At 65.7% G+C, this 12155-nt stretch carries 7 protein-coding genes and 1 pseudogene; 5 read left to right on the forward strand and 3 right to left on the reverse strand.

Annotation, left to right across the window (positions count from 1 at the left end):
* The first annotated feature begins 62 nt into the window (after positions 1 to 62).
* The 5 genes and pseudogenes from M2S36_RS09235 (at position 63) to M2S36_RS09255 (ending at position 6244) form a co-directional block, all read left to right on the forward strand.
* Positions 63 to 1634 (forward strand): sensor domain-containing diguanylate cyclase, encoded by a 1572-nt coding sequence (locus M2S36_RS09235; protein ID WP_233687775.1) that lies wholly within the window; start codon positions 63 to 65, stop codon positions 1632 to 1634.
* Positions 1635 to 1861: 227 nt separating this feature from the next.
* Positions 1862 to 1996: pseudogene (locus M2S36_RS09240) on the forward strand (ParA family protein); the annotation flags it as partial.
* Between the two features lie 59 nt (positions 1997 to 2055).
* Positions 2056 to 2466 (forward strand): DUF2946 family protein, encoded by a 411-nt coding sequence (locus M2S36_RS09245; protein ID WP_233694278.1) that lies wholly within the window; start codon positions 2056 to 2058, stop codon positions 2464 to 2466.
* A 70-nt stretch (positions 2467 to 2536) separates the two neighbouring features.
* A complete protein-coding gene (locus M2S36_RS09250) occupies positions 2537 to 4687 on the forward strand; it encodes a TonB-dependent receptor (protein ID WP_233687777.1) in 2151 nt (716 codons plus the stop codon).
* Between the two features lie 219 nt (positions 4688 to 4906).
* The gene (locus M2S36_RS09255; protein WP_207837362.1) at positions 4907 to 6244 is read left to right on the forward strand and encodes an MFS transporter; all 1338 of its coding nucleotides are present in this window, start codon (positions 4907 to 4909) and stop codon (positions 6242 to 6244) included.
* A 94-nt stretch (positions 6245 to 6338) separates the two neighbouring features.
* Here M2S36_RS09255 and M2S36_RS09260 read toward each other — a convergent pair whose 3' ends face one another.
* The 3 genes from M2S36_RS09260 to M2S36_RS09270 are packed head-to-tail and all read right to left on the reverse strand — an operon-like array spanning position 6339 to position 11944.
* Positions 6339 to 9485, reverse strand: coding sequence for an efflux RND transporter permease subunit (locus M2S36_RS09260; protein WP_333957039.1), 3147 nt, complete (start codon positions 9483 to 9485; stop codon positions 6339 to 6341).
* 16 nt (positions 9486 to 9501) lie between these two features.
* On the reverse strand, positions 9502 to 10698 hold the full coding sequence (locus M2S36_RS09265) for an efflux RND transporter periplasmic adaptor subunit (protein WP_333957040.1): 1197 nt from the start codon (positions 10696 to 10698) through the stop codon (positions 9502 to 9504).
* Positions 10691 to 11944: a TolC family protein gene (locus tag M2S36_RS09270; protein WP_233687779.1), complete on the reverse strand. Its 1254-nt coding sequence runs from the start codon at positions 11942 to 11944 to the stop codon at positions 10691 to 10693. The genes M2S36_RS09265 and M2S36_RS09270 overlap by 8 nt, the downstream gene beginning before the upstream one ends.
* Between the last annotated feature and the right edge of the window lie 211 nt (positions 11945 to 12155).

A 12155-nucleotide genomic window follows, 5' to 3' on the forward strand; every position in this document is an offset into this window, starting at 1 on the left:
CGGCCATAACGCGTAAGGTTATTCCCATTTCATAGCTGTTTTTCGATCACCCGAGGTCAGGATTGCCACACACCAAGCACGGATTGCGCCTGGATTTACGCACACTCATTCTGGTGCTCTGCGCCCTTACCGCCGTGGTCATGCTGTGCGCCAGCTATTTCGCCAGCTACCGGGTGCAGCGCCAACTGCTCATCGACCACGCCCTGGAAGCCAACCGGGTGTACGCGATGAAACTGGCCACCATCACCGAGACCTTTATCGGCAACGCTTTACAGCAACTGTCGTTCAGCGCTGGCGTGCAAGGCCGGCAGTTCGGTGACGCCGTTGCCCTGCAGGCAGAGACCGAGCGTGTCCTGAGCCAGAGCCTGGCCTTCAACTCCACGTTCGTGATCGATGCCAACGGGGTGCTGCTGGCGATTTCCCCCGCCCCGTTGCGGCACCTGGTCGGCAGGCACATGCAGTCGCCCGGCGTTCAAGAGGCGCTGCACGCGCGCCGAGCACTGGTGTCGACGCCTTACGTGACGGCGGCCAATAACCTGGTGGTGGCGCTGTCGCAACCCATTTTCGACAGCAATGGCCGCTACCTGGGGTATGTCAGCGGCAGCCTGTACCTGCGTAAACACAACATCCTCAACAGCCTGCTGGGCGAGCATTTCTACAAGGACGGCTCCTACCTGTACGTGGTCGACCGCAACCGCCGTCTGCTGTACCACCCCGACAGCCAGCGCGTGGGCACGGTGGTTGAAGGCAACGCATTGATCGACCAGCTGACGACCCTGGGCAGCGGTACCCGGCAACTGACCAACAGCCTCGGCGTGGAAATGCTCGCCGGGTTCGCCACCGTACCCAGCACCGGTTGGGGCGTGGTGGCGCAGCAGCCGCTGACTCAGACGTTGGCGCCACTGAGCAACCTGATCCTCAACGTGGTCGGCACCTCCGTACCGTTGGCGCTGGTGGGCAGCTTGCTGCTGTGGTGGCTGGCCATGACCATCGCCCGGCCGCTGTGGCAGCTTGCCGCCGGCGCCCGCTCGATGGACCGTGCCGGCACTGCCGAGCGCCTGCATCGGGTACCAGCCTGGTACTTCGAAGCGGCCGAGCTCAAGCGCGCGCTGCTGTTCGGGCTCAACCTGCTGCAGGAACGTATTGGCCGGCTCAACCGCGACGCCCAGACCGACCCGCTGACCGGCCTGGGCAACCGCCGCAGCCTGGAGTTCAGCCTGTCGCTGCTGGAAGCCGAGGGTCGGGCATTTGCGGCCATCGTGCTGGATATCGACCATTTCAAGCGGGTAAATGACTGCCACGGGCATGAAATAGGTGACCAGGTGCTGCGCCGGCTCGCAGAGCTGATGCGCCGCTGCTGCCGCGAGGGTGACCTGCTGTGCCGCACCGGCGGCGAAGAGTTCCTGATGCTGCTGCCAGGGGCCAGCCTGGACGTTGCAGCAGCGGTGGCCGAACGGCTGCGGGTGACGGTGCAGGATACCCCGGTGGAGCCGGCGGGGGCGGTGACGGTGTCGCTAGGGGTTGCGCGTTGGGATGGCGAGGCCGATAGCGAACCGGGGGATGCGTTGAGCGAGGCTGACCAGGCGCTTTACCGGGCCAAGCAGCAGGGGCGTAATCGAGTAGTCGTTGCCTGAGCGCCCTTGCTTGCCTGTTCTGGCATCTTCGCGGGTAAACCCGCTCCCACACCCCGCCGCCCTTAAGGATGGTGCATAACCTGTGGGAGCGGGTTCACCCGCGAAAGGGCCGGAACAGACACTACACCGCTAAAGGCAGCCCCATTGCCACATGAAGAAATGAACTTAGCTGGCTGTAACAATCCTTGTCATGAAACTGTCGCGTTTCAGTCATGGATGAACGCCTCATGCGTCCTGTGGTTTTCAATCAGAAGGGCGGTGTCGGTAAGTCCAGCATCGCCTGCAACCTTGCCGCCGCCAGTACCGCCGAAGGCTACCGGACCTTGCTGGTCGACCTCGACCCGCAGACCAATGCCACCTACTAAAAATCTTGAGCCCGAAGCACTACCCGAGCGTTCATCCGGATGATAGATTCGCCGCCATGAAAACCACCCGGCACACCCGCACGCTGACTGCCTGGACGCTCTACGCCAGCGTCCTGTTCAGCCTGGTGCTGTGCGGCCTGCACCACGGCCAGATGGGTGGCTTGCGCCTGGCCGGCCTGGAAGGCGGTTTCTGCTCGGTCAACAGCGAACACGGTGTAGCCATCGACCTGGATGGCGCGGGCGGCGACCAGCACATGGCCCAGCTCGACTGCCCAGTGTGTTCCTCGTTCAGCCTGGCCGTGCCGCTCAGCAGCGGCGGCTGGTCGTTCACCCCGGCGCAAGCCGTGGCCACCTCGCCCATCGTGGTGCGCAGCTGGGCGCAACCGCCGCCACGCTATCAACGCCCCGCCCTCAACCCCCGCGCCTCCCCCGCCTCTTTCCCCGCAGCCGTACTTCATTTCGCCTGACCTCAGCCGGGCGCGCCTGATTGCGCGCGCTCGCGGTCAGCCATGACCTTTGCGTGGAAGACACACCAACATGCTTCGCAATACCTCCCTGGTGCTCCTCATGGGCACCTGCAGCCTTGCCTGGGCGGACGCTGCCCCGGTTGAACTGAGCGCCACCACCATCGACGGTGAACGCGACGCCGCCAGCGGCGTGCAACTGGACGAGCCGATCCGTACCGGCTCGCGCCTGGGCCTCACCGCACGAGAAACGCCTGCCTCGGTCAGTGTCTCGGACCGCCGCCTGATCGAAGAGCGCGACGCCAAGGACAGCCAGGACGTGATCAACGCCATGACCGGCGTCAACGCTTCGGCCAACCCCGGCTTTGGCGGCTTCGTCGCCTACCGCGGCTTCACCCAGAACCAGGTTACCCAGTTGTACAACGGCATCAACCTGGGCTACAGCAGCGCCACCCGGCCAGTGGATGCCTGGGTGCTCGACCGCGTCGAGCTGATCGGCGGGCCGTCGTCGTTCCTGCATGGTGCGGGCGCGGTAGGCGGCTCGATCAACTACATCACCAAGTTGGCCAGCCGCGATCAACAGACCATCGACGGCCGTATCCGCTATGGCAGCTTCGACGACAGCGAAGTGGCGTTCGGCATCAACCAGGCACTGGCCAGCAACCCCGCCGATGCCCGCCACTTCATGCGCCTGGACTTCAGCCGTGGGCATGGCAACGGCTACATCGACCGCAACGAACGGCACACCGACAGCCTGGCCTTCTCGCTGCTCAGCGACCTCGCCCCCAACCTCACCCATACCCTGGCCGTGGAGTACCAGGAAGATCGCGAAGACAGCCCGTATTGGGGCTCACCGATCCTGCCCGGGCGCAGCACGATGAAAATCGACAACAGCCGCCGCTTCGAAAACTACAACGTCGGCGACGGGCGCTATGAGCAGCGGGTACGCTGGCTGCGCTCGATCCTCGACTACCAGCTCAGCGACAGCACCAGCGTGCAGAACACGCTGTACCACTACAACGCCCAGCGCGACTACCGCAACCTCGAACGCTACAGCTACACCGACGATGGCAAGGTACGCCGCAGCAGCCCTTACCTGCAGCGCCATGACCAGAACCTGCTGGGCGACCGCATCGAGCTGCGCCACGACAACCAGCTGTTCGGCCTGGCCAGCCAGTGGTCACTGGGGCTGGAGTACTCGCGCATGCGCCAGACCCTCTACCCCACCTCGAGCAGCTGGAGCGACGTGGTCGATGCCGAGCACTTCGACCCCGGCAGCTTCGACGACATCCCCGGGGTGAATGCCGGCCTGACCAAGCAACGCCGTCACGAGGTGACCAACCGCGCAGTGTTTGCCGAAAACCGCCTGCAACTCACCGAACGCCTGGCCCTGCTGACCGCCTTGCGCTACGACTACCTGGACATGCAAGTGACCAACTACGGCGCGGTGACGCCAACCTCGCCGGCGTTCTTCGAGCGGCGCTGGGAGCCGCTTTCCGGGCGTATCGGCCTGACCTATGCGCTGACGCCCTCGGCCAGCCTCTATGCGCAGTACAGTACCTCCGCCGACTTGCCGGCCGGCTCGCTGGCGGCAGCGACCTACTCCAACGTCGGGCTGTTCGACCTGTCCAAGGGCGAGCAGTGGGAAGTGGGCAGCAAGTTCGACTTTCTCGACGGGCGCGGTGCGGCCACGCTGGCGCTGTACCAGATCGTGCGCAAGGACTTCGCCGTGCGCGACGCCAACGACGCCAACCTCACGGTCCAGGCCGGGCAGCAGACCTCGCGCGGTGTCGAGCTGTCCGGGCGGCTGCAGGTGACACCAAAGCTGCTGGCCGAGGCCAACTATGCCTACGTCGATGCGCAGTACGACGAGTTCAACGAGGCGGTCAATGGCGTGTCGGTGTCGCGCAAGGGCAACGCACCGGTGAACGTACCGGGCAACATCGCCAACCTGTGGCTGACCTACAGCCTGACCCCGGCGTGGTCGGTGGGGGCAGACGGGCGCTATGTGGGCTCGGTGTATGCCGACAATGCCAACAGCCTCAAGGCCCCGGCCTACACCCTGTTCGGCGCGTTCGCCCGCTACCGGCTGGATGAACACACCTCACTCACCGGGCGGGTACGCAACCTGACCGACGAGGTGTATGCCAAGCAGGCCTACAACAGCCAGTACTACATGGGGCCGCCGCGCACTTTCGAACTGGCGCTGGACATGCGTTTCTGAGCGCATGGCTTGTCTTGCATGAACACCCCGGCCTGCGTTGGCTCCTGTGGGAGCGGACCGCGCAAAGCGAACAACTCGCGGTTGATTCAGGTATCCCGAGGTCGCCCTCGACAAAGCGTCCTCCAGCGCCCGGTTATCTACTGGCAAGCACAACAATGATGGCGCGGCCCGACCGCGCCACTTTCATCATGCCTGCCAATGGAACCGGAGAGCACTCGCATGCCCACACCTCACGAGGTATCCCCCGCCACACTGCGCCGGGTGATAGCCGCCTCGGCCATCGGCAATTTCGTCGAATGGTTCGACTTCGCCGTCTACGGCTTTCTCGCTACCCTGATCGCCAGCCAGTTCTTCACCGGCGAAGACGCCAGCGTGGCCTTGCTCAAGACCTTTGCGGTGTTCGCCGTAGCCTTCGCCCTGCGCCCGCTGGGCGGCATCGTGTTCGGCGCGCTGGGTGACCGCCTGGGGCGCAAGCGCATCCTGTCGCTGACCATCCTGCTGATGGCCGGCTCCACGACCCTGATCGGCCTGCTGCCGACCTACGCCAGCATCGGCCTGACAGCCCCCGCACTGCTGACCCTGGCGCGCTGCCTGCAGGGCTTTTCTGCCGGTGGCGAATATGCCGGGGCCTGCGCCTACCTGATGGAGCACGCGCCCAACGACAAGCGCGCCTTCTATGGCAGCTTCGTGCCGGTCTCGACCTTTTCCGCGTTTGCCTGTGCGGCAGTGATCGCCTATGGCCTGGAAGCCAGCCTGTCGGCCGAAGCGATGAATGCCTGGGGCTGGCGCATCCCGTTCCTGATCGCGGCACCGTTGGGGCTGGTCGGCCTGTACCTGCGCTGGCGCATGGAAGAAACTCCGGCGTTCCGCGAAGCCATCGCCCAGGGCAAGGAGCATGAACATTCGCCGCTCAAGGAAACCCTGCGCAACCATGGCCGGGCGATCCGCAATCTGGGGGCCTTCATCTCGCTGACCGCGCTGTCGTTCTACATGTTCACCACCTACTTCGCCACCTACCTGCAACTGGTCGGCAACCTGACCCGCGCGCAATCGCTGCTGGTGACCACCGTGGCCCTGTTGTTCGCCGCCGTCGGCTGCCCGCTGGCCGGCGCGTTCTCGGACCGCGTAGGGCGGCGCAAGACCATCGGCTTTACCTGCCTGTGGGTGATGCTGTGCGTGTTCCCGGCGTACTGGCTGGCCAGCTCCGGCTCGATGTCCGGCGCGCTGCTGGGGGTGATCCTGCTGGCAGTGGGGGCATTGTGCAGTGGTGTGGTCACGGCGGCATTGCTGTCGGAAAGCTTCCCTACCCGCACCCGCTATACCGCTTCGGCGATTACCTACAACGTGGCCTATACCCTGTTTGGCGGCACCGCGCCATTGGTGGCGACCTGGCTGATCGGGCAGACCGGCAGCAGCCTGGCACCGGCGTTCTACCTGGTGGTGATTGCGCTGGTGGCCTTGGTGGGTGGGTTGGCGTTGCCGGAGACTTCGCGGATTTCGTTGCATGATGAGGCGGGAACGGAAAGCGCGCGGCCCGGAGCCCGTAGTACCGTTTGATATTTTGGGGGCTGCTTTGCAGCCCTTCGCGGGCTTGCCCGCTCCCACAGGGATCGCGCAAGCCCGCGAAGGGCCGCAACGCGGCCCCGGGGGCTCAACCCTCCTGCACCTCTTCGCGCCGATACGCCCACTGATACAACGCCGGCAACACCAGCAAGGTCAGTGCAGTGGAGGACAGAATCCCGCCAATCACCACGGTCGCCAGCGGCCTCTGCACCTCGGCCCCGGTCCCGGTAGCCAAAGCCATCGGAATGAACCCCAGCGACGCCACCAGTGCCGTCATCAGCACCGGCCGCAAGCGCGTCAGCGCGCCCTCCTCGACGGCCGCCCGCAGCGTACGCCCCTCCTCCCGCAGGCCACGGATAAAGGCGATCATCACCAGCCCGTTGAGCACCGCCACCCCCGACAAGGCAATGAACCCCACGCCAGCGGATATGGACAACGGGATGTCCCGCAACCACAGCGCCAGCACCCCGCCAGTGAGGGCGAACGGAATGCCGGTGAACACCAGCAGGCCATCCCTGAGGTTGTTGAACATCATCAGCAACAGTGCCATGACCAGCAGCAAGGCCACCGGTACCACCACCTGCAGACGCTCGGCCGCCGACTGCAGCTGCTCGAACTGGCCACCCCAGCGTGTCCAGTAACCCGGTGGTATCTGCACCTGCTCGATCAACGTCTGTTCGGCCTCCTCGACGAACGAGCCCAGGTCACGCCCGCGCACGTTGGCACTGACCACTACCACCCGCTTGCCATCCTCGCGGCTGACCTGGTTCGGCCCCAGCTGCAGGTTCAACGTGGCCACCTGCGACAGCGGGATGAAGCCGATCTGCCCGGCACCCGCTGCAGCGCTGGCCGGCACCGGAATCAGCAGGCTGGCCAGCCCGTCGACATCGGTACGCAGGGTTTCCGACAGGCGCACCACCATGTCGAAACGGCGGTCACCTTCGTACAGCGTGCCGGCCGTGCGGCCCCCCACGGCAATGGCAATGGCGTCCTGCACGTCGCCCACGTTCAGGCCATGGCGTGCCGCCTTGTCGCGGTCGATATCGATGGTCAGCACCGGCAGGCCAGTGGTCTGCTCGACCTTTACCTCGGACGCGCCCGGCACACCTTGCAGGCTGCTGGCGATCTGCGCGGCGGTGCGGTTGAGCACGTCCATGTCGTCACCGAACAGCTTGACCGCCACATCGCTGCGCACCCCCGATATCAGCTCGTTGAAGCGCAACTGGATCGGCTGCGACAGCTCGTAGTTGCTGCCTGGCACGCTGGCAGCGGCACGTTGTACCTCAGCGATCAGCTCATCACGCGGCTTGCCCGGGTCGCCCCATTGCTCACGCGAACGCAGCATCACATAGGCGTCGGATATGTTCGGCGGCATCGGGTCGGAGGCGATCTCGGCGGTGCCAGTGCGGGCGAACACCCGCTCCACTTCCGGCACCTGGGCAATGATCGCCTGTTCCAGACGCTGCTGCATGTCGACCGATTGCGACAGGCTGGTGCCCGGCACGCGCAGGGCCTGCAGGGCGAAGTCGCCTTCGCTGAGGCTGGGGATGAACTCGCTGCCCATGCGGCTGGCCATTACCCCGGACAACAACACCAGGGTGGCGGCGGCGGCGAACGCCAGCTTGCGCCGGCCCAGCACCCAGGCCAGCACCGGGGCATAGCGCTGACGCGCCGTGCGCATTACCAGGCCTTCCTCTTCCTTGACCTTGCCGGTGACGAACAGGGCAATGGCCGCTGGCACGAAGGTAACCGAGAGGATCATGGCACCGAGCAGGGCGATGACCACGGTAAAGGCCATAGGGTGGAACATCTTGCCCTCCACCCCGGTCAGGGCAAAGATCGGCAGGTACACCACCATGATGATCAACTGGCCGTAGATCAGCGGCCGGCGCGCCTCACGGGCGGCCGCAAACACTTCATGGAAGCGCTCGGCGCGGCTCAGCATGCGGCCATGGCGTTGCTGGGCGTGGGCCAGGCGGCGGATGGCGTTCTCCACGATCACCACCGCGCCGTCGACGATGATGCCGAAGTCCAGTGCGCCCAGGCTCATCAGGTTGGCGCTGACCTTGTTGCTGAACATGCCGGTGAAGGTGAACAGCATCGACAACGGAATGACCATGGCGGTGATCAGCGCAGCACGGATGTTGCCCAGGAACAGGAACAACACGGCGATGACCAGGATGGCCCCTTCGACCAGGTTCTTCTTCACCGTGGCGATGGCCTTTTCCACCAGATTGGTGCGGTCGTACACCGTCACCGCGACCACGCCCTTGGGCAGGTTGCGGTTGATCTCCACCAGCTTGGCGGCGACCGCCTGGGACACCGTGCGGCTGTTCTCGCCAATCAGCATGAACACCGTGCCCAGCACCACTTCCCGGCCATTTTCGGTAGCCGCGCCCGAGCGCAGCTCTTCGCCCAGGCCGACCTGGGCAACATGGCTGACGCGGATTGGCGTGCCGTCGACACTGGAGATGACGATGTTGGCGATGTCCTCGGCCGATGCCACCTGGCCTGGCGCGCGGATCAGCAACTGCTCGCCATTGCGCTCGATGTAGCCGGCGCCGACGTTGGCGTTGTTGCGTTCCAGCGCCGCGATCAGGTCGTTGAGGGTGAGCTTGTAGGCCGCCAGGCGCTTGGGCTCCGGCGCAATCAGGTACTGCTTGGCATGGCCACCGATGCTGTTGACCTCGGCCACCCCGGGTACATTGCGCAGTTGCGGCTTGATGATCCAGTCCTGGATCACCCGCAAGTCAGTCGGGGTGTAGGGCGTGCCGTCCTCCTTCAGCGCGCCCTGCTCGGCCTCCACCGTCCACAGGAAGATTTCGCCCAACCCGGTGGAAATCGGCCCCATGCCCGCTTCGATGCCATCGGGCAACTGCTCGCGTGCCACTTGCAGGCGCTCGTTGACCAGTTGACGGGCGAAGAACAGGTCGGTGCCGTCGTCGAAAATGACCGTGACCTGCGACAGGCCCGAGCGCGACAGCGAGCGGGTCTGCTTGAGCCCAGGCAGGCCGGCCATGGCGGTCTCGATGGCGAAGGTGATGCGCTGCTCGGTCTCCAGCGGCGAATAGCCGGGCGCGGCGGTATTGATCTGCACCTGGACGTTGGTGATATCCGGTACAGCGTCGATCGGCAGTTTCTGGTAGCTGTGGATACCCACCGCAGCCATCAGGACCACGGCCAGCATCACCACCAGGCGCTGCTCGATGGCAAATTGGATCAGGCGTTCGAACATGCAGGCGTCCCCGTGATCAATGGCTGTGCTCGGCCGAGCCCTTGCCCAGCTCGGACTTGAGGACAAAGCTGCCGGCGGCGGCCACCTGGGTTCCGGCGGCAAGGCCGGTGGTGATTTCCACCTGGCCGGCGTCGCGGCGGCCGGTCTTCACCGGGCGGGCCTCGAAGCCTTCATCGGTGCGGGCAAACACCACGGTCTGCTCCTCCCAGGTTTGCAGGGCGCTTTCCGGCACCACCACGGCGGCTTTGAAGCGCTCGACGCTGACCGCAACATTGACGAACAGCCCCGGGCGCCAGGCGCCGTTGGGGTTGGCCAGGGTGGCGCGGACAGTGGCAGCGCGGTTCTGCTCGCCGAGCAGGCTGCCAACGTAGTTGACCTTGCCCTCGACCTGGGCCCCCAGGTCCGGCGCGCTGACCGTGACATTGCGGCCGGTGACCACCTTGTCCAGATCGCGCGGGGCGACGGCGAAGGTGGCCCAGACCCGGTTCAGGTCAGACAGGGTGAAGGCGTTGCTGGTCTCATCGACCACCTCGCCCACGGTCAAGTGCTTTTCCACCACCACTGCATCGAACGGCGCGCGTAGTTCATAGCGGTTGCCGGTGCCGGCCGGCCCCACGGCGGCGACCTTCTGCCGGGCGTTGGCCAGGGCAATCTCGGCTTCCTGCAAGGCCTGGCGGGCCTGCTGGTAATCCTGCTCGGCGCTGATGCGTTCCTGCCACAGCTGCTGTTCGCGCTGGAAAGTCAGGCGCGCCAGTTCCAGGCGGCGCTGGGCAGCTTGTTGCTCGCTGCGCAGGTCGGAAATCTGCTGGCTGGCGATTACCGCCAGCACCTGGCCGCGCCTGACCGCCTGGCCCAGCTCGGCTTGCACCGCCTCGACCACGCCGGGCACGCGTGGCACCACATGGGCGGTACGGTCTTCGTCAAAGCGGATTTCACCCGGGAAGCTGATGGCGGTACCCAGCTCACGAGGGCCGGCGTTGGCCAGTTGCACACCGGCCACTTCGATCTGGGCGATGGACAGGTGCAGCTTGCCCTCTTCTTCTTCGTGGCCTTCGCCGGCCTGTTCCTCGCCGTGGCCGTGGCTGTCGCCGTGGTCGTCGTGCCGGGCTTGCGTGCTCGACGCCTTGCCAAGGTTGTCGGTCCAGGCCAGGCCACCCAGGCCAAGCGCGGCAATGGCGGCAGCCAGAAGGGCTATCTTGCGTGGATTAGTCATTGTTGCTCCTGCTGTTCAATTTGTTGCTCAGGCCATCGAGGTCGCCATAGATCCGCTCGACCTGCGCCCGCGCGTCGGTCGCCGAGGCCAGTGCCTCGAGGTACAGCCCGCGTGCCTCGATCAGCGTGCGCTGGGCGTCGAGTACATCGAGAAAGGCGAACTTGCCCATTTCGAAACCGCGGGTGGCGGTGTCCACGGCCTGCTGCGCAGAAGGCAGGATGGTGCGGTCGTAGGCCTGCACTTCCTGCATGGCCGTGGCCCACTGGCTGACGGCGCTGCGGGTTTCACTGCGCAAGCGCAGCTCCACGGCGTTGCGCAGGTCACGCGCCTGGTCGGCACGGCGCGCCGCGGCCAGCACGTTGCCCTGGTTGCGGTCGAACAACGGCAAGGGCATCGACAGGCCCACCACATTGACTCGCTCGCGGTCTTCGCGGCTGTACTGGCTACCCAGGCTGACGGTGAGGTTGGGAATGCGCAGGGCCTTTTCCGACCCGAGGGACGCGTCGCCGCGCTCGACCTGGGCGGCGGCCAGGCGCCATTCGGCCGTCTGCTCGACCTGGCTGAGCAGGGCGTCGGCGCTGGGCGCGTCACCGGGGGACAGGTCGGCGGCCTGCAACTGGTCGAAGCTTGCCAACGGGCTGCCGGTCAACCGTGCCAGGGCCTGATAGGCCACGCTGCGCTGGGTTTGTGCACGGCGCACTTCGGCCTGGGCCTGGGCCAGCTGCACCTGGGCCCGGGTGGCCTCCACGGGCGATGACTGGCCGGCGGTCACCCGCCCCTGCACTACCCGCAGCCCACGCTCGGTCAACGCCTGCGATTGCTGCGCCAGTTCAAGCGCAGTCTGCGCGCGCAAGGCCGCATGGAAGGCCTGCACCACATCGGCGCGCAGGCCGTTGCGCTGGCGCTCCAGGTCCAGTTGGGCAATGGCCTGGCCGGCACCGGCCACGGCGATGCGTGCGCCGCGCTTGCCGCCCAGCTCCAGCGCTTGGCTGAGGGTGACAGTGGTGGTGCTGGTGTCACGCCGGGTGTCCTCGACCTCCCAGGACAGTTCCGGGTTGGGGATTAGACCGGCCTGGCGCCGCTCGCCGTCGGCAATGCCGATGTCCCGGCCAGCCGCGGCCAGTTCCGGGTTCTGGGCAAAGGCGGCGTCAAGCGCCTGGGGCAGGCTCAGGCTCTGGCTGGCCTGGGCGCTGGCGGCGCCGGCCAGCAACAGACAGAGCAAGGCGGTCTTGCGGGGAATGGGCACGAAACAGGTCCTCGTCGGCGAGCTTTGGCGAGGAACTGTAAAAAGCCGTGCTTATCGGGGGGGTGGCGGAAAAATTACAATTCTGTAATCCAGCCTGCGTTCTCTCCTGCCGGGGATGTGTACATGCAGGGTTCGATAATCGCCCACTTTCCTGGTACAGCGGTTTAGTCCAATTGACTAAACTAACCAGGCGGTACAAAACTAGGTGAAT

Origin of the sequence: Pseudomonas sp. SF2 (genome assembly GCF_036858055.1) — a bacterium.
GTDB lineage: Bacteria > Pseudomonadota > Gammaproteobacteria > Pseudomonadales > Pseudomonadaceae > Aquipseudomonas.

What these genes read in the sequence shown, in the direction of transcription:
- M2S36_RS09245 (WP_233694278.1), top strand. Translation starts at nt 2,056, where the DNA reads ATGAAAACCACCCGGCACACCCGCACGCTGACTGCCTGGACGCTCTAC.
- M2S36_RS09250 (WP_233687777.1), top strand. Translation starts at nt 2,537, where the DNA reads ATGCTTCGCAATACCTCCCTGGTGCTCCTCATGGGCACCTGCAGCCTT.
- M2S36_RS09255 (WP_207837362.1), top strand. Translation starts at nt 4,907, where the DNA reads ATGCCCACACCTCACGAGGTATCCCCCGCCACACTGCGCCGGGTGATA.
- M2S36_RS09260 (WP_333957039.1), bottom strand. Translation starts at nt 9,485, where the DNA reads ATGTTCGAACGCCTGATCCAATTTGCCATCGAGCAGCGCCTGGTGGTG.
- M2S36_RS09265 (WP_333957040.1), bottom strand. Translation starts at nt 10,698, where the DNA reads ATGACTAATCCACGCAAGATAGCCCTTCTGGCTGCCGCCATTGCCGCG.